Consider the following 22472-nt stretch of genomic DNA (forward strand, 5'->3'; position numbering starts at 1 on the left):
CCGGTCGGGGCGAAGGTGGCTTTCCGGTCAGGACGGCGGCGGGACCGGGCCCGTGGGCCCGGTCACCGCCCGGGGCGGGTCGGGCTCCCGTCAGGCCTTGCTGTAGAGCACCCCGTCGGCCCAGACGTACCGGGTGCGGCCCCACTCCATGGCGGACGCCGCGTCCGGGAAGAAGCCGTGGCCGTTGAGGTTGGCGCTGGTATTGCACAGCACCGGAATGCCGCTCAACTCGTGGTAGGTGCGCAGTATCTCGGCGAGCACGGGGTCGTCCTCGTTGCTGACGGTCTGCAGGCGGGCCGTGCCGTCGAGGTGGGTGATGGCGGGCACGCGGTCCAGCCACTCGGGGCGCACGTCGTGGTCGAAGAGCATGTACGGGTCCGGGGTGCCCGGGTCGAAGATCTCGGGGGCGTGCTCGGTCAGGCAGATGGGGGCCACCGGGCGGTAGTGCTCGCGCTTCTTGAGGTCGTTCAGCAGCTCCTTCATCGACGGGTCGCTCGCCGGGGCGATGATGCTGCGGGCGCCGAGCGCGCGCGGGCCGAGTTCTGCCCGGCCGCGCAAAAACACCAGCGGCTCGCCACTCTCGTGCAGGATCTGGGCGACCTCCGCGGGGGTGCAGTCCCTGGCCGTCCAGCCGTCCGGCGTGCGGGGGGTCGGGACCAGGGCAGGGCCCTGGCGCTGGTGCCACTGGACGGCCGAGACGCCCTTGCCGCGCGCGTACTCGGCGCATGCGGTGCCGATGGCGGAGCCGGAGTCGTCGGGGTACGGCGGCACCCAGACGTCGTTGAAGAGCGGGTGGGCGCGCAGTGCGCTGTTCCACTTGATGTTGAGGGCGCAGCCGCCGGCGAAGCTGAGGTTCCAGGGACCCTCACCCTTCCAGCGCGTGATCTTCTCGACGACCCGCTCGACGAGGAGCTCCTCCATGAACTGGTGCATGCTCGCGAGGACGTCCTCGTCCGAGACGCCGAGTGCGGCGATGCGCTCGGCCGCATCGCCGAGGTAGGCGTGCGTGTAGCGGTGCGAGGGCTCACCGGTGCTGCCGCAGCCGATGACGTCACGGCGGTACTCGGCGACGGCGTCGGTCGGCGCCTCGAAGTTCCGGTGGAAGGCGTCGCGCATGGCTTCCTGCACGGCGTCCTGCGGCTTGCCCAGGGCGATATACGCCATGAGCTTGCCGGCGACGGAGAGGTCGTCCACGACCTGGGATCGGTCACCGGTCCTGCGGGCCCACGGACCGAAGTACTGGGCGGCCATGGCGTACGAGTGACCGATCAGCGGGAAGACCTCGCCGCCGTTCTCGACGGTGCCGCGCGCGGCGTCCACGAAGTACAGCCGCGGGAAGCAGCCGCCGTCCCAGACGAGGACGAAGGAGTTCTCCCCGCGTGCGGCGAACGGGCTGGAACAGTAGGCCGCCGCGAAATGGCTCGACATGTGGACGTAGCTGTTGTACGTCACCGTGGTGCCGCCGATGGGGAGTTCACCGGTGACGCCGGGACGGACCAGACTGTTGATGGTGTCGTTCTCGCGGTAGGGCGCGACCTTCAGTTCCAGGGGCGTGCCGTGGTCGAGGACGGAGAGGTGGCCGTAGTCCGCCCCGTCCCAGCCGTCGAGGGCCCAGTGGTCGACGTCGGACACCTTGAACCCGTGCTCGGTGAGGATCTCGGGGATCAGGCGGAGATCGGCGACCGGACTGTAGCGGGCGTTGTTCGCCAGCTTTTGCACTTCGATGTGGAAGAGGAGCTTGTCGTCCTCCAGGAGGGCCAGTCCACCGCTGTGGGTGAGTTTGAGGCCAGCTGTGATCATGGTCGTGTCTCCCTAACAGGCGCTCATACGAAGAAGGTTGGCGTTGCGGACGTTGGCGCGGGTCTGCGCCGTGCACCGGTCGAGACCGGCCTCATTGCCGGAGAGCAGCGTGAAGCCGGTCGGGCGGAGCCGGAGTTCGACGCAGTCAAGCTGCACCTCGGGGGGCATGCCGGCGAAGACCTCGCGCAGCCGGCCGCTCTGGAACAGATCACTGCTCGCGAGCGTGCCGAACTCGCCCTCGGCCCAGTGGTCCGAGTCGATGAGGCTGGAGCCGCCGTCCCAGTTGATGCCGTGCACGACGGTCCAGTCCGTGCCGTCGCGGAAGAAGTCCGCGGCTTCCTGGAACCGGTAGGCGTTGACAATCGGGTGGAGATAGGCGTCGGCGTCGGCGGCGAGTTGGGTTTCCGCCGAGACCTCCGCGAAAGAGGTGCGCGTTCCGTACTGCTCGACCGAGAGAGCGAGTCCGAGATCCGCGAGGACCGTCTTCGAGATGTCCTCGACGGAGTGGTCCATGAGCGTGTGGACGAGCCGGCGGCTCAGCAGACGGTCGAATTCACCGTATGGATGGTAGTACCAAGTATAGGCTATTCCATCGCGTTTCAGGTGCTGCTGCAACCATGCGGCGCCGCCTGCAGGATCGGCCAGATGGTGAATAACACCCGTGCTCGTGATCAGATCGAAATCGCGCCCCAGGTGTTCACCGCCGATCTCGGCGTGCCGGAAGCTCACGTTGTCACATTCATGGTTCTTCGCCAACTCGCGGGCCACCGAAAGTGAATGCTCACTGAAGTCGACGCCGAGGAATTCCGTGTCCGGGTACTGCAGGGCGAGGCCGACCAGGCGGTGCCCGGTTCCGCATCCCGCGTCCATCACCTGACAGTCATCCAGGGAGGGAAGGACCAGGTCGAGGCCCATGGCCACGTCGTAGATGGGCTCGGTGCCGGAATTCGGCAGCGGGTAGGGGAATTCCTCATACAGCGCACGTACATCGCCCGAGGAGGGGGGGTGGGACGACATGAATCGACTCCTGTCCTTGCGGAGAGACGTAAGTCTTTGCGGAGATGTCTGCGACTTGAGCCGCTACTGGACGCCGTTCTCCGAATGCTGCTCAATCGCCTTGGCGATTTCGTCGGCCATCGCTCCCACATGGGATGCGCGCAGGAAGGTGAGGTGGTCTCCCGGTGTGAGGCGCGCATCGAGTTCGGTGACGAACGGCGACCAGCTCTCGGCGATCGACAGCGACCAGGGGGAGCTCTCCGCCTGGTAGAGCAGCACCGGGCAGGAGACCGCCTTCGGCCGGTAGTGCAGGAGCGCCCGGGTGTGTGCCTCCATCGTCCGCAGGTGGTCGAGGAGTTCGCCGCGGCGCAGGGCGAGCATGTCGGCGGGCAGATTGAGCTCCAGCATCAGGGCGGCGACGGCCTCGGACCGCTCCGGGGCGCCCTGCGCCGCGTCGGTCAGGCGCGTGAGCAGATCGGTGGTGGCGGTGTGGTCGCGCTCGACCAGCTCCTTCGATGCGCTGACGGGCAGGCAGGAGTCCAGGCCGACGAGCAGGGCGACGCTGCCGCCGGATTCTTCGATCAGCCGGGTCACCTCGATGGCCAGGGCGCCGCCGAAGGAGTAGCCCGCCAGCAGGTAGGGACCCTCGGGCTGCAGGGTACGGATGGCCTCCCAGTAGCCGCGGGCCATCGCCGCCACGTCGGTCTCCGGCGGCGCTCCGAACGCCACGCTGCGGGCCTCGATGCCGACCACGCGGGCCGTCGGGGCCAGGGCCTCGGCGAGGTGGACGTAGCCGCTGACGTTGCCGCCGCCCTCGTGGAAGGCGAACAGCGTCCGCGATGCCGTGCCACGGTTGAGCTCCACGGTGGACACCCTCGTGTCACCGTCCGCCGTCAGAGCGCCGATGGCCGCGAACTGCCGCTTCCCCGGAGTCGGTCCACCGGGCGTACCGGCAGCTCTCGTCCCGGCCGGGGCGCTCGGGCCCGCCGCCGCGGTTGCGTCAGGCGCCGCGTTCGACCCCGCGGCGCGCTTGGTCGTCGCACGTGCGGCCAGGTCCGTGATCGTGGGGTTCTGGAAGAGCAGCCTCGGCGTGATCCTGACGCCGCCGCGCCGTGCCTGGGCAATGACCTGCATGCCGAGGAAGGAGTCGCCGCCGAGCTCGAAGAAGTTGTCGTCGGCGCCGACCCGCTCGACTTTCAGGACCTCGCACCAGATGCCGGCAAGGAGCTTTTCGGTCGGCGTCTCGGGTGCCACGTACCGCGTGGCCACCTCGGCACGGTCCTCGCCAGGAGCCGGGAGTGCCTTGCGGTCCACGCCCTTGCCGTTGGCCGTGACGGGCAGCGCGTCCAGGAACGTGAAGACGGAGGGGATCATGAAGTCGGGCAGCCTGCGCGCGCACCACTCCCGCAGGTCAGAGGCCGCAGGACGGTCGCCGTCCGCGACGGTGCAGTAGGCCACCAGGCGGCGCACGCCCGGCTCGTCCTCACGGAGCAGCACCACGCCCGCCGTGAGCCTCGGGTGGGCGCCGAGCGTCGACTCGATCTCACCCAACTCGATCCGGAAGCCGCGGAGTTTGACCTGGTCGTCGATGCGACCGAGGAAGTCGATCCGCCCGTCGGGCAGCCAGCGCACGAGGTCACCGGTGCGGTACATCCGCCCCGCCGTCCCCTCGGCCCGGGGGTCGCGGACGAACCGCTCTGCGGTCAGCTCGGGCCGGTTGAGGTAGCCGCGGGCGACACCCTTGCCGCCGATCCACAGCTCTCCCGGGGCGCCGATCGGGGCCGGGCGGCCCGAGCCGTCGACCACGAGGACGTCGGTGTTGGCCACCGGCGTGCCGATCGGCACAACCGCCTCGGCCCCGGTGAGCAGGCATGTGGTCATGTTGACGGTGGTCTCGGTCGGGCCGTAGATGTTGAACAGCGGCACTGACGTGCGCCGGAACCAGCGCTCCACCGAGGTCGCGAGGACCCGCTCGCCGCCCATGCTCATCAGGCGCAGCCGCGGCCCGGGGCTTGTGCCCTCGTCCAGGTGTGGGATCAGCTCGTTCCAGACGAAGGGCGGCAGCTGGCAGACGGTGATGTCCTTGGTCCTGAGGGTCTCCAGGACCTCGACCGGGGTCCAGTCGTCGCCCCTGGGGACGAGGCGCGCGCCGGCGATCAGCGTCGGGAAGATCTCTCCGACGGATCCGTCGAAGGTCACCGAGGAGAACTGCAGATACGCGTCTTCCGGGGTGAGCCCATACTGGCGGCGCATCTCCTGGACCCGGTCGCTCATCGACCGGTGCTCGATCATGACCCCCTTCGGCCGGCCGGTGGAGCCGGACGTGTAGATCACGTACGCGAGGTCGTCGGGTCCCGCGTGCGGCTCGGGATCGGCCACCGGGGCGGCATCGAGCAGGGCCGTGTCGGCTTCGCGGTCCAGACACAGGACGTCCACGGATGCGGGCAGCCGGTCGGTCAGGTGCTTCTGGGTGACCACCACCGGAAGGGCCGTATCCTCGATCATGAAGGCGAGGCGCTCGGCCGGGTACTGCGTGTCCAGCGGCACGTAGGCACCGCCGGACTTCAGGATGCCGAGCAACGCCACGATCATGTCGAGCCCGCGCTCCAGGCACAGGCCGGCCATCGTCCCGGGCCGGATGCCCAAGGTCCTCAAGTGGTGGGCGAGTTGGTTGGCCCGCTCGTTGAGCGCATGGTAGGTGAGAGTCTCGTCGCCGAACTCTACGGCGACGGCGTCGGGCCTCTCCTGTGCCTGGCGCTCGATGAGCTCATGGACCGGCACGTCGTCGGCGTGAGGCAGCTCGGGACCGTTCCACGCGGCGAGCTGGGACCGGTCCGCCGCAGTGAGCAGTTCGACGGAGCCGACCGTGCCCTCCGGGTCGCCGTTGACGATGCCGGCGAGCAGCTGCTCCAGGTGGCCCGCCATGCGCCGCGCCGTGACGTCGTCGATCATGCTGCGGTCGTGGACGAGGTGCAGGTCGAGACGGCTGTCCGCGTAGGCGGCACCGAGGACGAGGGGGTAGCCGGTCCGCTCGACGTACTGCAGGCGGTGACGGCTGAGCCCCTGGGGGAGGTCGTCGCCGCTCAGCAGCTTCGGGTAGTTCTCGAAGATGAGGATCGAGCGGAAGAGGGCCTCGGGGCCGGGTATCGCGCTCCAGCGCTGGATGTCGGCGAGAGAGCTGTATTCGTACTGGCGGAGCTCGACGTGCCCTTCCTGCAGGGTCCGCAGCCAGTCGACGACCCGTGCGTCGCCGGGCGCGGCGGCGCGGACGGGCAGGGTGTTGATGAAGAGGCCGACCATCGACTCGACGTCGGGCAGGTCGGCCGGGCGGCCGGAGACCGTGGAGCCGTACAGGACGTCCTCGCTGCCGCTGTAGCGGGACAGCAGAAGCGTCCATACGCCTTGGACGATCGTATTGACGGTGAGCCGGTGGGCTTTGGCGAACTCGCCCAGGCGGGCGGAGAGAGCGCCGTCCACTGCGAATTCCACGTCACCGAAGCCGCTCTCGCCGGTCTCCCGGTCGACGCCCAGCGCCGTGGGCTCCGTGAAGCCGTCCAGGGTGCGGCGCCAGAATGCCTCGGCCTCGGCGCGCGAGCGCTCCTCGATCCACTCGATGTAGCGGGAGTACGGGACGGGCTCGGGCAGCGCGGGGGCGGTCCCGGAGAGGGCGGCCCGGTAGCGCGTGTAGAACTCCTGCTGGACCAGCTGAGCGCTCCACCCGTCGAGCAGCAGGTGGTGGAATGACCAGATCACCACCGTCCGGTCGGCGGCGGTCCGCGCGAGGGTGAACCGCATCAACGGCGGCCGCGCCGGGTCGAAGCCGCGGCGCCGGTCCTCCGCGAGCAGCAGCTCCAGGCGCTCACGTCGGGCGTCGGCGTCGGCGTCGCGCCAGTCGACCTCGTCGAAGGGGATCTCGGCCCGCGCGTGGACCGTCTGGCGCGCGCCGCTCTCGCCGTCCATGGTGAAGGAGCTGCGCAGGATGGTGTGCCGGTCCACGACCTCCTGCCAGCCACGACGGAAGCACTCGGCATCGAACGGTCCGGTGAACTCGTCTACGAACTGCACGACATAGGGACGGACTTCGGTCGCCTCGGCCGTGTCGGCCAGCGACTGGAAGAGCATGCCGGCCTGCATCGGACTCAGCCCGCACACCGTGGGCTCAACGTCCCTGGTGTCCCCAGCGGCGGCCCGCTCCTGCTGGGCCCGCACCAGGGACCTGAGTGCGGCGGCCACGCCTTCGACGAGCTTTTCGGCGGTCTGCCTTTCGTGGATGTTCCTGCTGTACGAGACGCTCAGCGACATCCGCTCGCCCTGGACGCTCGCGACGATGTCGATCAGATGGGCGCGCCGCCCGTCCGGGTCCACGGAACGGCCGCAGGGCTCGGCGGCGTCGGCCAGGCGGCCGAGGCCGGGGACGTCACTGTCGAACCGTCCCAGGTAGTTGAAGCTGATCTCCGGACGGACCGCGTCGCGCAGGCTCCGCCGGGACTCCTCCGTGCCCAGGTGACGCAGGATTCCGTACCCGACGCCGTGGTTCGGCACCACGGCCAGCTGCTGGCCGACGCTCGACAGGCACTCTGCCGGGCCGCCGACTGCCGGAAGGCTCAGTTCGACGGGGAAGATGCTGGTGAACCAGCCCACGGTGCGGGACAGGTCGATGTCGTCGAACAGGTCCTCGCGGCCGTGCCCCTCCAGCGCGATGAGAGCGCTCGATCCGCCGGTCCACGCCTTGACGGCCTGCGCGACGGCGGTCAGCAGCACGTCGTTGATCCGGGCGTCGAAGGTGCGGGGCACGTCGCGCAGCAGCGCCGCGGTCTCCTCGCCGTCAAGGGCGACCGTCACCGCGTCGTACGAGGCGTTGGTGTTGTCACCCGGCCGGTCCCGCGGGATCGGTGCTGAGGTCTTCGGCCGGGCCCAGTGGCCGAGTTCGCCGGTCGCCGCGGGCGTGGTCGCATAGTGCTGGAGCCGGGCGGACCACGCCTGGTACGAGGTGGTCTTCAGGGGCAGCACGGGGCGTTCGCCCGCCGCCAGGGAGCGGTAGGTGTCGGCGAGGTCCTGGAGCAGGATCCGCCAGGAGACGCCGTCGACCACGAGATGGTGGACGGCGAGCAGGAGGCGCTGCCCCCGCCCGGCACCGAGGTCGAACAGGGCCGCGCGCAGCAGGGGACCCGACGCGAAGTCCATGCCCTGCTGCACCTCGTCGGCGGCGGCCTCGACCTGCTCCCACGCGTGGGCTTCGGACAGCGCGGACAGGTCGTGGTGCTCCGTGCACGGCACCTGCTCGTCGGCGGTGTGAGTCTGGCGCCAGCCTTCGGCGTCGTGCTCGAACCTGAGCCGCAGCGCGTCGTGGTGTTCCACAAGCAGCGCGAGGGCTTCGTCCAGGGTCGCGGCGTCGAGTCCCTCGGTCTCCAGAAGTCTGGACTGGTTGAACTGCTCCCTGTTCGGCAGGTCCAGGCCGAAGAACCAGTGCTGGATGGGTGTCAATGCCGCCTCCCCCTGCACAGGCCCCTGCTCGGCCCAGACCACGGCGCCCTCTTCAGCGTGCCGGGCGATCTCGGCGACGGTCTGGTGCCGGAAGACCATGCGCGGCGTGAGGTGCAGTCCGTACCGCTTGGCACGGGAGATCACCTGGATCGTGAGGATCGAGTCGCCGCCGAGGCCGAAGAAGTTGTCGTGGACGCCGACCCGGTCGAGGCCGAGGACCTCGGCCCAGACGCGGGTGATCGCCTCTTCCACGGGGGTGCTCGGGGCCACGTACTCCGCGCCGAGCTGCGGGCGGGCGCCGCCGGGGGCGGGCAGGGCCTTGCGGTCCACCTTGCCGTTGCCCGTCAACGGCAGCTCGTCCAGGAGCACGAAGGCACTGGGCACCATGTGGCCGGGGAGGGTACGGCCGCACCACTCGCGCAGGTCCGTGACGCTCGGCTCCGCGTCGCCGGCCGCCGACACCGCGTAGGCCACGAGGCGTCGGTCGCCGGGGGCGTCCTCGCGCAGGACGACGGCGACGGACTCCAGGCCGGGGTGGCGAACGAGCGCCGACTCCACTTCGCCGAGTTCGATGCGGAAGCCGCGGACCTTGACCTGATCGTCGAGACGCCCCAGGTACTCCAACTCACCATCGGCCGACCACCGCACCAGGTCACCCGAGCGATACATCCGACGGACCACTCCGCCGATCGCCCGCTCCACAAACCGCTCGGCCGTCAGCTCCGCACGATTCAGATAACCACGGGCCACACCCGCACCCGAAACCCACAACTCCCCCGCCACACCCACCGGCACCACCCGCCCAGCGGCATCAAGAACATACGCCCCCGTATCGGCCAGCGGACGTCCGATGGGCGACACAGCCCCGTCAGCCGTGTCGGCCGGCGTGATCTCACGAGCGGTCACATGCACCGTGGTCTCGGTGATGCCATACATGTTCACCAGCCGCGGACCACCCTCACCCACAGCCGACCACCACGCCGCAAGCCGCGCAGGCCGCAACGCCTCACCACCGAACACCACCAACCGCAGGGCCAACTCACCCGCCACCCCACGATCGACCTCCTGCTGCAGCAGACCGAACGCCGACGGCGTCTGGTTCAACACCGTCACCTTCCGCTCCACCAACAACCGGACGAACGCCACCGCATTGCGCGACGTCTCCTGGTCGACGACGACCAGACGACCGCCATAAGTCAGCGCCCCCCAGATCTCCCAGACCGAGAAGTCGAAAGCAAAAGAGTGGAACAACGTCCACACATCCTCCGGACCGAACCCGAAGTCCCCGTCCGTCCCCCGCAACCGATTCACCACACACCGGTGCTCAACCAGCACACCCTTCGGCACACCCGTCGAACCCGACGTATAAATCACATACGCCAGATCATCCGGACCGGCACCCACCGCCAGATCCTCACCCGACTCCCGCGCAATCAGCCCCTGGTCGGCATCGACACACACAGCAGTGAAGCCCGCCTCCGGCAACCGCTCCCGCAGCCCCGACCGCGTCACCACAACCGAAGCCGCAGTGTCCTCCACCATGAACGCCAGCCGACCGGACGGATACTCAGGATCCAGCGGCACATACGCACCACCCGCCTTCAGCACACCCAGCAGCCCGACCACCAAGTCGACCCCGCGCTCCAAACACACCCCGACCAAAGAGCCGGAAACAACCCCCCGCGCCCTCAGAAAACGCGCAAGCCGGTTCGCCCGAGAATTCAACTCACCATACGAAAACGACTCCTCACCGAACTCCACAGCCACCGCGCCCGGACACTCCCGCGCCCGCTCCGCCACCAGACCGTGCAACGTCGCCGCATCCGCCACCCCCGCCGGCGCGCCACCACCCCACTCCCCCAACGCCCGCAACTCCACCGCACTCAACATCTCCAACTCGCCCACCCGACCAGCCGGATCAGCCACAAGAGACGCAAGAAGCCCCACAAAATGCCCCGCGAGACGCTCGACCTCCTCGTGCCGAAACAAACTCTTGTCGTAGGTGACTTCCGCGAGCAGCTGCTCCTCGGTGTGGCCGACGGCGACGGTGAGGGGGTAGCCCGTGCGGGCAATGCCCTTCTGGTGGTGCACGGCAAGATTTCCGGGCAGGTCCGAGTCGCCAAGGATCTTCGGGTAGTTCTCGAAGACTAGGATGGACTGGAAGAGCTGCTCCCCCTTGGGGACCGCGCTCCACCCCTGCGCGTCGACCAGCGACGTGTACTCGTACTGCCGCAGCTCCACATGCTCGCCCTGGAGTTCGCGCAGCCACTCCACCACCGGAAGCTCCGGCCGCACCCGGGCACGCACCGGCAGCGTGTTGATGAACAGGCCCACTATCGACTCCGCGTCTGCGAGCCCTGCGGGGCGTCCGGAGACGGTGGATCCGTAGACCACGTCGTCGCTGCCGCTGTAACGGGAAAGGAGCAGCGCCCAGGCACCCTGCACCACCGTGTTGACGGTCACCCGGTGGGCGCGGGCGAAGTCACCAAGACGACCCGCCAGGTCGGCGCCAAGTTCCAGGTCGACGTCTCCAAAACCGCTCGCGCCGGTCGCCGAGCCGATGCCAAGTGCCGTCGGTTCGGCGTATCCGTCCAGGTAGCGGCGCCAGAACTGCTCGGCCCGCTCCCGCGACTGCTCCCCGAGCCAGCCGATGTAGCGCGCGTACGGGACAGGGTCGGGGAGCCGGGCCCCGATGCCGTCCGTGGCGGCGCGGTAGAGGGTGAACACCTCCTTCTGCACCATCTGCGTGCTCCACCCGTCGAGCAGCAGGTGGTGGAAGGTCCACAGGACCATCGCCCGCTCTTCGGCGAGACGAACCACTGTCAGGCGCAGCAGCGGTGCCGAGCCCAGGTCGAAGCCGCGACCGCGGTCCTCGCCGAGCACGTCGTCGAGCCGGCGCTCATGTTCGCCGGCCGGCAGGGACCGCCAGTCGACAACCTCGAAGGGCAGCTCGACCTTGCGCTGCACCACCTGCACCGGCTCGTCCAGGCCCTCCCACACGAACGCGCTGCGCAGCGCCGTGTGCCGGTCCACCACCGCCTGCCACGCCTCGCGCAACCGCGTCACATCCAGCGGCCCGGTGAACTCGTCAATGGACTGCGCGACATAGGGGTTGGCGTCCGACGCGTCGTAGAGGACGTGGAACAACATCCCAGACTGAAGCGGCGTCAGCTTGTATATGTTTTCGACGTTGGTCATTTTTTGGAGAACCTTTCAAGGACTGACGCCAGACCCGCTTCATCGAGTCCCGCGAGCGGGAAGCTGTCGGCCGAGACGGTCTTCGGGTCTGCGCCGGCGGTCTCGTCGAGTAGTTCCGTCACACGGCTCCGCAGGCGTTGGGCAAGCGCTTCGATCGATCCCTCGGTGTACGTGTCGGTCGCGTAGGCGAGCTCGAAGGACAGCGACCCGTCCTGGAGCACGGCGGTGACGTCCACGGGGTGGACGCGCACGCCGACCGGTGCTGAGAAATATTCTTCTTGCTGATGCAGTCGGACTTCTTCCCCCAGACCCGCCGGCGGCGGCCCGGACGGCTGGGCGACAGTCAGCACCACGGCGGGGCGCTCGTCCCCGTCACCCACCGGACGCAACAGGCAGCCGACGGTGCGGGTGAGATCCATGCCGTCGAAGGGGCGCTCACGGCCGTTCACGGCGAGCCCGACCTCTGCGGGCCCTTCTCCCCAGTCGCGTACCGCCGACTTCAGTGCGTCCAGGGCGACTTCGGTCAGCCGCGCCCGCCGCTCTTCCTCGGTGCCGTGCGCGGGCGTTCCGCTCGGCGCCCACTCGGCGTGCGTGTGCACCCGGGACGTGGCGGAGGGCGCCGCTCCGGCGTCGGCGATACACGCAGCCCATGCCGTGAACGGCGTGCTCTTCAGGGGCAGCACGACGTCCTTGCCCGCTGAACGCGCCTGGTACGCGAGGTCCAGGTCGGTCAACAGGATCGGCCATGACTCCTCGTCCACCGCGAGTCGATGGGCCACGAGGAGGAGGTGTCGGACCCCGCGTTCGCCGATGTCGAACACGGCGCCGCGCAGCAGGGGTCCCTCGGCCGGGTCGAGGCCCGCGCGCAGGGTGCGGCAGGCGGCCTCCATCGCCGCGCGTCCGGCCTCTTCCGTCCGGTCCGTGAGGTCGTGGTGGTCCAGGTGCGCGCTCGCGTGGTCGGCGGTGATGAGCAACTGCCGTTCCCCGCATCTGATTTCGGGACGCAAGCGCAGCGCTTCGTGGTGACCGATCACTGCGGCCAGCGCCTGGCGCAGCGCTTCGACGTCGAGTTCCGGGGCGGCGATCAGCCGGGCGGTGGTGCCCGGTGCACCGTGATACGAGATGTCGTCCAGGAGCGCCCGCTGGTACGCGGTCGGCGTCACCACTCCGGTGGCCGGGAGCCCGGGGGCCCTGGTCCCGGTATCGGGTGCCGCGTGCCCCGCCAGTTCCGCGACCGTGAGGTGACGGAACATCATTGGCGGGGTGAGATTCAAGCCGAACCGCCGGGCGCGGGCGATGACCTGGATGCTGAGGATGGAATCGCCGCCGAGCTCGAAGAAGTTGTCGTGGGCGCCGACCCGGTCCACGCCGAGCACGTCGCTCCAGACACGGGCCACCACCCGCTCCGCCGGGGTGCGCGGGGCGGCGTACTCCTCCCCCAGGTCGGGCCGATCGCCCTCGGGTGCTGGCAGGGCCTTGCGGTCCACCTTCTTGTTGCCGGTCAGGGGCATCCGGTCGAGAAAGACGAAGGCGCTCGGCACCATGTACTCCGGCAGGCACCGCGCGCACCACGCCCGCAGCGCGCTCACATCGGGCTGTTCGGCATCTCGGCCCGTGACGCAGTAGGCGACGAGCCGCTTCGCGCCGGGCGTGTCCTCGCGCACGACGACGACCACGGATTCCATGGCGTCGTGGCGTACGAGCGCCAACTCGACCTCGCCGAGTTCGATGCGGTGACCTCGGACCTTGACCTGGTAGTCGATCCGCCCCAGGTATTCGACGGTGCCGTCCGCAAGCCGGCGCACGAGGTCGCCGGTGCGGTAGACCCGGGCCTCCGGGTCCTTCGAGAAGGGGTGCCGCACGAAGCGTTCGGCGGTGAGCTCGGGGCGGTTCAGATAGCCGCGGGCGACGCCGGCCCCGCCGATCCACAGCTCGCCCGGGACGCCCACCGGGGCCAGGCGGGCGAACCGGTCCATCACGAACAGCTCCGTGTTGGCAATGGGTTCGCCGATGGTGACGGCGCGCGCTCCGGACGCCACGTCGGCGGCCAGGGACCAGATCGTGGTCTCCGTCGGCCCGTACAGGTTGGTGACCCGGCCGACCCGCCGTGTCAGGCGCTCGGCGAGGTCCAGGGGCAGCGCCTCGCCGCCGGTCAAGACGTGCAGCCCCGCGGCTTCGTCCGGCAGCTCGTCGACGAGCATCTGCCAGACCGAGGGAGTCGCCTGCATGACGGTGACGCGCTGCTCGGTCAGCAGTGCGGCGAGCGCCAGCGGGTCGCGGGCTTGTTCCCTGCCGGCGAGCACGACCCGGGCACCGGCGACCAGGGGCGCGTACAGCTCCAGGTTGGAGATGTCGAACATGATGGTCGTGACGGACAGCAGCCGGTCGTCGGGCGTGATGGACAGCCGGTCGCGCAGGCCGATGAGCAGGTTGGTGAGAGCGCTCCGGGGCACCCCGACGCCCTTGGGCCTGCCGGTGGATCCCGAGGTGTAGATGACGTACGCGAGGTCGTCACCGGACGCCTCCGACGGCAGGTCCGCTGCGCTCTGCCGCGCCACGGCGGCCGCATCCGCGGCACCGTCCACACTGACGACCACGGCGCCGGTGCCCGGCAGCCGGTCACGCAGGCTCTCCTGCGTGACCACGACCGGGACCGCGGTGTCCTCCAGCATGAACGCCAGGCGGTCGAGCGGGTACTCGGGGTCCAGCGGGACGTACGCGCCACCGGCCTTGAGTACGGCGAGCAGGCCGACGACCATGTCGGGGCCACGTTCCAGGCACACCGCGACGAGCGTGTCCGGGCCCACCCCCAGCCCCTTAAGACGGCGGGCGAGCCGGTTGGCCTCGGCATTCAACTCTGCGTATGTGAGGGACTGTTCGCCCGCGGTCAGCGCCACCGCGTCCGGGCGCTCACGCACGCGCTCCTCGAAGAGCTCGGGGACGCCGAGGTCCGCGGGGAAGTGGGTCGCCGTATCGTTCCACTCCACGAGGAGCCGTTCGCGTTCGGCGCCGGTCAGCAGCTCCAGTTCGCCGACCCGTCGGTCGGGGTCGGCGACCGCGGCCGCAAGGAGCACTCCGAAGTGCCCCGCCATCCGTTCGATGGTCGCGCGGTCGAAGAGGTCGGTGGAGTACTCCATGCGCGCCGCGATACGGTCGCCGTCCTCACGTACCGACATCGTCAGGTCCAGCGCAGAGGTGGCCGCTTCGAGCGGAAGCCGGGTGGCGTCCAGATCCTCGAACCGCCAGTGCTCGTCGGAACTGTCCTGCGGGGCGAGCATCACCTGGAACAGCGGGGTGCGCGAGAGGTCCCGCTCGGGGGCCAGCTCCTCCACGAGGCGTTCGAAGGGGACGTCCTGGTTTCCGTACGCGTCCAGGGCGCGGCCTTTGACCTGGCGCAGCAGCTCGCGGACCGTCGGGTCGTCGCCGAGGTCGACGCGCAGGACGAGGTTGTTGACGAAGAACCCGACCAGGCCCTCGGTCTCCGTCCTGTTCCGTCCGGCGATCGGCACGCCGACCGCCACGTCGGACTGCCCCGAGTACGTGGAGAGCAGCACCTGGAAGAAGCCGAGCAGGACCATGAACAGCGTGCAGTCCTCGCACCGCGCCAGCTCACGCAGCCCTTCCGCCACCGCGCCGGTCACCTCGAACTCAAGGCTCGAACCGTGCCCCGAGCGCACCGCAGGCCGCGGGCGGTCCGTCGGCAGCTCCAGCGGGTCCAGGCCGGCCAGCGCCTTCTGCCAGTATTCCAGCTGGCGGTCGATGGCGGCTTCGCGCAGCCACTCGCGCTGCCAGAGCGCGAAGTCCGCGTACTGCACCGGTAGCACTGCGAGGTCCGCGGGGCGCCCCGCGCGCTCGGCCGCGTACAGCTCCGGCAGCTCCTGCGCGATCAGCCGCATCGACCAGCCGTCGGAGACGATGTGGTGCACCACGACGAGGAGCAGGTGCTCGTCGTCGGCGGCCCGCACCAGCGCCGCCCGCGCCGGCGGTCCGGCCTGAAGGTCCATCGGCCGGAACGCCTCACGCCGCACCACGTCCAGCGGGTCGGGCCCGCCCTCGAGCCGGGACAGGGAGAAGTCCGCGGGTGTGTCCACGAGCTGCCGCGGGTCGCCGTCCGGGCCCGCGACAAACCTGGTCCGCAGCGCCTCGTGTCGCTCGACGAGCCGTGAGAGGGCCCGCTCCAGGGCCGCGTCGTCGACGACGCCTCGCAGCCGGACGACGACGGGCAGCAGGTACTCGGCTGACCCGGGCTGGAGCTGGTCGAGGAACCACAGGCGCTGCTGTCCGAAGGACAGGGGCAGTTCACCGCCGGCGGGCCTGGGGAGCAGGGGGACGCGGTCCGGTTCCCCGGCCTGGGCGCCCAGGTGCCCTGCGAGGCCCGCCACCGTCGGATGAGCGAAGAGATCACGTACCGGCACGTCCACCTGCACCTTGTCCGCGAGGCCGTTGACGACGCGCATCGCGAGGAGCGAATGGCCGCCGAGGGAGAAGAAGTTGTCGTGGATCCCGACCCTGTCCACGCCGAGCACGTCGGCCCAGACGCGGGCCACCTGTTCCTCGACCGGGGTGCGCGGCGCGACATATGCCCGGGCGAGTTCCGGCCGTTCGCCCTCGGGTGCGGGCAGCGCCTGGCGGTCCACCTTCTTGTTCGCCGTCAGCGGCAGCCGGTCGAGGACGACGAAGGCGCTCGGCACCATGTACTCGGGCAGGGTCCGCGCGCACCACGCCCGCAGCGCGGACACGTCCAGGTCGCGCCCGGCCCTCGGCACGCAGTATGCGGCGAGGCGCTTGTCGCCCGGCCCGTTCTCCCGGGCGAGGACCACGCAGGACGCCATGCCCTCGTGCTCCATGAGGGCCGCCTCGACCTCGCCCAGCTCGATGCGGATGCCGCGCACCTTGACCTGCTGGTCGATGCGGCCGAGGAAGTCGAGCGTGCCGTCGGGCAGCCATCGCACGAGGTCGCCCGTGCGGTACATACGGCTTCCCTGCGGACCGTAGGGGTCGGGCACGAAGCGCTCGTCCGTCAGCTCAGGGCGCCGCAGATAGCCGTGGGCGAGGCCGACCCCGGCCGCGTACAACTCACCCGCCACGCCGGGCGGCACGAGTCCGCGGTGCGCGTCGAGGACATACAGGCGCGTGTTCCCGACAGGGCGGCCGATGGGGGCGACGCCGGGCCACCGTGAGACGTCGGCGGGCAGTGCGTGGTCGGTGACGCCGTGCGTCTCGGTCGGGCCGTAGCCGTTGTGCAGGGTGCACCAGGGGTGGCGGGCGTGGAATGCGCGGGCGGAATCGCCGAGCACGTGCGTGTCGCCGCCCTGGGCGATGACGCGCAGCTCCGGCAGGACCGCGCCCGTGGCGTTGGCCGCCTTGTAGAACTCCTCCAGGACGAGGTTCGGGGCGTTGAGTTCGTGGATGCCGTGCCGCTCCAGCCAGCGCACCAGGCCCACCGGGTCAATGCGGACGTTCTCCGGCGCGACGACCAGGCACTTGCCGTACAGCAGGGCGCTGAGGATTTCGTAGGGGGCGATGTCGAAGCTGATCGTCGCGAACTGGGCGATCCTGCCGTGCGGTTCGCCGGGGGTGGCCGCGCGCAGCCAGGAGGTCAGGTTCACCAGACCCGTACCGGGCATCACCACGCCCTTGGGACGCCCGGTGGATCCCGAGGTGTACATCACGTAGAAGGGTGTGTCCTGGGTGACGGGTCCGAGCCGGGTGCCGTCGTCCGGGTCGGTGACCGGGCACGCGTCGATCTCTGCCGCGCAGTCCGGCTCGTCCAGAACAATCTGGTGCGGGACGGCGGGCAGCGAGCTTTGGACGGTGGTGTGAGTAAGAACGCAGGCGGGCCTGGCGTCCTCGATCATGTACGCGATGCGCTCGGCCGGGTACTGGACGTCGACCGGCAGATAGGCGGCGCCGGTCTTGGCCACGCCCAACAGCGCCGCGACCAGGTCGACGGACTTGGGCAGTGCCAGGGCCACCACCTGCCCCGGTCCCGCGCCGGCGGCGATGAGGCGGTGGGCGATCCTGTTGGCGCGCCAGTTGAGTTCGCGGTAGCTGAGTCCGGTGTCCTCGTGGACCACGGCCGGTGCGTCCGGGGTCGCCGCCGCCTGCTTCTCGAAGAGTGCGGGCACGCTGTCCAGGGGCAGCGGGTGGCCGGTGCCGTTCCACTCCTTGAGGAGTTGGTGCCGGTCGGCCGCGCTGAGCATGTCGAGCGCGCTCAGCCGTTCCTTCGGTGCGTCGACCACCCTGGCCAGCAGGTTCTGGAAGTGCCGTGCCATACGCTCGGCCGTGGCCCGCTCGAAGAGGTCGGTGCTGTAGCTGAGCTGCCCACGGAAGGTGTCGGGGGCCTCCTGGAGGACCAGGGTGAGGTCGAACTGGGCGCCGTCCATGCCCGTGCGGAGTGCCTCGCTGTGCAGGCCGGGGAAGTTCCACACCTCGTCGGAGAGGTTCTGCGGGGTGAGCATCGCCTGGAAGAGCGGCGTGCGGCTCAGGTCGCGGTCCGGGGCGAGGTCCTCCACGAGGCGCTCGAAGGGGACGTCCTGATGGGCGTAGGCGCCGTGCGCCGACTCCCTGACCCGGCCGAGGAGCTCCTCGAACGTGGGGTCGCCCGACAGGTCCGCGCGGATCACGAGGGTGTTGACGAAAAAGCCGATCAGACCTTCGGTCTCGGCCCGGTTGCGGCCCGCCGCGGGTACCCCGATGGCCACGTCCTCCTGCCCGCTGTACTTGGCAAGGTGCAGCTGGAACACCGCGAGGAACGCCATGAAGGGGGTGACACCTGTACGGCGTGCCAGCCGTCGCAGCCCGTCGGACACCTCGGTGGGGAGGGCGAACTCCACACTCGCGCCGGCGCCCGTGCGCTGCGGCGGCCGCTTCCGGTCGGTGGGCAGCTCAAGGGGTTCCAGTCCGGCAAGCTGGTCGCGCCAGTAGGACAGTTGGCTCTCCAGGAGAGGGCCGCTGAGCCTGTCGCGCTCCCAGACGGCGAAGTCCGCGTACTGGACGGGGAGTGCGGGCAGCGCGGGGGCACGGTCCTCGACGGCTGCCGAGTAGAGCTCCCCCACCTCTTCGGCCAGGACGGCGGCCGACCAGTCGTCGGAGACGATGTGGTGCAGGACCACCAGGAGGAGGTGCGCCTCGGCCGCCTCGCGCACCAGGACCGCGCGCAGCAGTGGTCCGTCCTCGGGATCAAGTGGCCTGCGGGCCTCCTCCCGTGCCAACAGGAGCGCCTCGTCACGTCCGGCGGCGTCCCGCAGCTCGACCCTGAACTCGCCTGCCGGGAGAATCTGTTGCCGCGGTTCGCCGTCGTCGCCCCGCACGATCCGCGTGCGCAGCACCTCGTGCCGCGCCAGGAGTCCGGTGAAGGCGGCGTCGAGTGCGGAGGCGTCCACAGCGCCGCACAGCCGCACGACCCGATGGGTCAGGAGCTGTCCGCTGTCGGGCGTGAGCCGGTGGAGGAACCACAGGCGCTGCTGTCCGAACGACAGGGGAGCGTCCCGGTCCTTCTGGCCGCGCGCCTCCAGAGCGGCGGCCACGGAGCCCGAGAGGCCCTCCGCCCGCTCGGCCAGCGCGGCGACGGAGGGGCAGGCGAACAGGTCTCCGACGGTGAGGTCCACGCGCAGGTCGCTGGTGATCCTGTTGACCACGCGCATCACCAGCAGTGAGTGCCCGCCGAGGTCGAAGAAGTTGTCGTGGATGCCCACTCGGTCCACGGCCAGGGCGTCGGCCCATATCTGGGCGAGCCTGTCTTCCGTGGGGGTGCGCGGCGCCACGTACTGCCCGTTGATCTCGGCGCGCAGACCGCTCGGCTTGGGGAGGGCCTGCCGGTCCACCTTGCCGTTGGCCGAGAGCGGCAGCCGTTCCAGGACCACGAACGCGTTGGGCACCATGTGCTCGGGGAGCCGCTCGGCGACGTGCCGGCGCAGTGCCAGGCGCAGCTCGGCCTCATCCCCGACGGCGCCCGGGCGGTTGGCGCATCGCGCGAACGTGTGTGGTCCTTCCTGGGGAGCGACAGACACCCGGGACCCGACCACGCCGCCCCGCTCCGCCGGGTCCACGAAGGCCACATCGAGGCTGCCGTCGTCGTCTCCCGACCAGGTGACCACCACCTGGCGGCCGAGGTCCTCGCCCAGTCGTACGAATTCCTCGACGTTGGGCACCCCCGCGTCGTCCACCCGGCCCGCCACAGCGTCCCGCACGGCCGTGCCGTCGCCCCGCTCGACAGCGCGCCGCACCGTCAGGTCCCGGCTGAGGCGCCGGTTGGGTACGCCCGCCACGCGCGCTGGCGCGTCCGACTCGGCGAGGAGCCGCTTCAGTTCGGCCGCTCCGCCGACGTCCTGCCAGTCCCAACGACGCGTCTCCGCGACGTCCTGGCGAGCGGCCCCCTTGCGGATCGTGACGTCGTAGCGGTAACGGCTCAGCTCGTTGTCGTAATCGCCGCGCTTGACGTGGACGCGTACGGCGCCGATGCCCGGCAAAACCCCATGGAGCGCCGCGAAGAACTCCGGGGCCAGCAGAAGCTCCTTCTCAAGCTGGGCGCTGTGCTCGGCCAGGGTCTGCAGCGTCGCCGGATCCGGCTCGCCGTGTGCCCGCTCCGCCTGTACGGCGGTGTGGAAGCAGTGGAGCAGCTGGAGGTTGCGCACGTCCCCGATGAAGAGGGTGCCGTCGTCGGCGAGCAGGTCCATGACCCGCGCGAGGACCTGAAGCAGGTAGTCGACACTGGGGAAGTACTGCACGACGGAGTTCAGCAGCACCATGTCGAAGGCGCCCTCCGGCAGTCCTTCGCTCGTGTGCGCGGGCAGGCACCGCAGTGTGACGCGGGAGGCCAGGTCCGGGTCGTGAGCCACCAGCTCCGTCAGGCGCTCCACCGCCGTGGGCGAGAGATCAGTGCCCCAGTACTCCGTGCAGTACGGGGCGATCGCGGCAAGGAGGGCGCCGTCCCCGACACCGAGTTCGAGGACGCGCCGGGGCAGGTGGGTGAGGACCGCCTCCGCGGTGGCCTCGCGCCACTTCCGCATCTCCTCTGGCGGCAGCGGGCGGCCGTCGAAGCTGCTGACCCAACCCGTGACATTCCCCGTGGAAGCGGTGTACTCGGCCTCGTAGTAGTCGGCCCAACCTCTGACGTGCTGCTCGGCGGCCGCGTCGTCCCGCCCTTGCCGTGCGACCGCGGCCGGCCCGTCGCAGACGACGTACGAGACGAGACGCTTGTCGCCCGGCTGGTCCTCACGCACCACGGTGACCGCCTGGGTCACTTCCGGGTGCGCGAGAACAGCGGCGTCGATCTCGCCGAGCTCGACCCGGAATCCGCGGAGTTTCAGCTGGTGGTCCATCCGCCCGAGGAATTCGATGTTCCCGTCCGGGAGCCATCGGACGAGGTCGCCGGTGCGGTAGACGCGGGCGTCCGGGTCGTCGGAGAACGGGTGGGGCACGAAGCGTTCGGCGGTAAGTTCCGGGCGGTTGAGATAGCCGCGGGCGACGCCCGCTCCGCCGATCCACAGCTCTCCCGGCACGCCGACGGGAGCCGGGCGCCCGTGCCCGTCCATCACGTACAGCTGGGTGTTCGCCATCGGCCGACCGATGGGCAGGGTGGTACCGGACGCGGGCGCCTCGGGGCCGAATTCGAAGAGGGTTGCTCCCACGGTCGTCTCGGTGGGTCCGTATTCGTTGAGCACGACGGTGTACGAGGCGCAGCGCGCGGCCGCCGCCTTCGCGAGGTCTGCGGTGAACGGCTCACCCGCCACGACCAGGGTGCCCACGTCTAGGAGGGTGTCGCTCCCGTCGAGCGCCTCCAGGAGCAGCTCGAGGTGGGAGGGGGTGAGCTTGACCGTGCTGAAGTGCTCGCCCCGGGCGAAAGCCGCTGCGAGCATGCCGACGCCTGCAGGGCCCGACTCCTCCATGACGACCACCGACTCCCCCTGGACCAGGGGCAGAAAGAGCGAGGGGATCGGCAAGTCGAAGGCGATGGACGACAGCAGGACCGATCCTTGACCGCGTCCGGTGCGCGGGAACGCCGCGTCGGCGCTCATCAGGAAGTCCGCGAAGTTGCGGTGACCGACCTGGACGCCCTTGGGCGTTCCCGTAGATCCGGATGTGTAGATGACGTACGCGAGATCGTCAGGACCTGCGGCGAAAGGCACGTCGTCGGCGGGCAGCTCCGCGATGGCCGGCCCGTCGCTGTCCACGCACACGACCGCGGGCCCCGGGGAGGGCAGCCTGCCGCGAAGCGCCTCCTGGCTGACGACGACCGACGCCCCGGTGTCGTCGAGGAGGAACGCGAGTCGCTCCGCCGGGTGGTCCGGATCCAGGGGGACGTACGCGCCGCCGGACTTCAGTACGCCCAGCAGCGCCGGTACCAGCTCGATGCCGGGGCGCAGGCAGACCGCCACCAGGCTGCCGGGGCGCACACCCAAGTTCCTGAGGTGCCGGGCCAGCTGGTTCGCCCGGGCGTCCAGTTCCGCGTACGAGAGGGTCCGCTCGCCGGCGATCACGGCGGTCGCCTGCGGGGTGCGCGCCGCCTGCTGGGAGATCATCCGATGCGCCGACGCGGCAGCCGGGTGACACGTTTCGGTGTCGTTCCAATCGACCAGGATCTGCCGCCGCTCGGCTTCGGTCAGCAGGTCCAGTGCGCCGACGGGTGCCGTGGGGTCCGAGACGAGGGCGGCGAGCAATGTCCTGAAGTGGCCTGCCGCCCGGTCTGCGACCCGATCGAGGAGCTCGTAGGGTGCGGCGACGAGGCGGACAGAGCGGCCGTCGGCGGCCAGGGACGCAGGGGACGTGACGCCACCGCTCCCCACCGTGCCATACGTCGTCGGATCCAGCAGCCACTCACCGACGGGGGTGTCGGCTTCCGGAAGCGTGGGCGCCCCGTCGTCTTGGCCGCCGTATCGCGCCACGAGCAGGTGCCCGGTCTTCTCGACCACCACCTCCGGTGCCACGCCACTGTTCCTTGCCCACTCGCTTATGGAGTCGAGGAGTTGAGTGTCCAGGGGAAACACAGTCGA

The 22472-nt window shown here is 70.1% G+C and carries 4 protein-coding genes; all 4 read right to left on the reverse strand.

Features of this window, described 5'->3' with window-relative positions:
* Positions 1 to 90: 90 nt before the first annotated feature.
* The 4 genes from K7396_RS13480 to K7396_RS13495 all read right to left on the reverse strand — a co-directional run bounded on the left by K7396_RS13480 (position 91) and on the right by K7396_RS13495 (position 22406).
* Positions 91 to 1800, reverse strand: coding sequence for a carbamoyltransferase N-terminal domain-containing protein (locus tag K7396_RS13480; RefSeq protein WP_086716560.1), 1710 nt, complete (start codon positions 1798 to 1800; stop codon positions 91 to 93).
* A gap of 12 nt (positions 1801 to 1812) precedes the next feature.
* A complete protein-coding gene (locus K7396_RS13485) occupies positions 1813 to 2817 on the reverse strand; it encodes a class I SAM-dependent methyltransferase (RefSeq protein ID WP_086716561.1) in 1005 nt (334 codons plus the stop codon).
* Between the two features lie 63 nt (positions 2818 to 2880).
* Positions 2881 to 11478 (reverse strand): non-ribosomal peptide synthetase, encoded by an 8598-nt coding sequence (locus K7396_RS13490; protein WP_223659923.1) that lies wholly within the window; start codon positions 11476 to 11478, stop codon positions 2881 to 2883.
* A complete protein-coding gene (locus tag K7396_RS13495) occupies positions 11475 to 22406 on the reverse strand; it encodes a non-ribosomal peptide synthetase (protein WP_158101113.1) in 10932 nt (3643 codons plus the stop codon). Before K7396_RS13495 ends, K7396_RS13490 begins: the two co-directional genes overlap by 4 nt.
* Positions 22407 to 22472: the final 66 nt, after the last annotated feature.

The organism is Streptomyces angustmyceticus, from assembly GCF_019933235.1.
GTDB classification, from domain to species: Bacteria; Actinomycetota; Actinomycetes; order Streptomycetales; family Streptomycetaceae; genus Streptomyces; species Streptomyces angustmyceticus.

What these genes read in the sequence shown, in the direction of transcription:
- K7396_RS13490 (WP_223659923.1), bottom strand. Translation starts at nt 11,478, where the DNA reads ATGACCAACGTCGAAAACATATACAAGCTGACGCCGCTTCAGTCTGGG.
- K7396_RS13480 (WP_086716560.1), bottom strand. Translation starts at nt 1,800, where the DNA reads ATGATCACAGCTGGCCTCAAACTCACCCACAGCGGTGGACTGGCCCTC.
- K7396_RS13485 (WP_086716561.1), bottom strand. Translation starts at nt 2,817, where the DNA reads ATGTCGTCCCACCCCCCCTCCTCGGGCGATGTACGTGCGCTGTATGAG.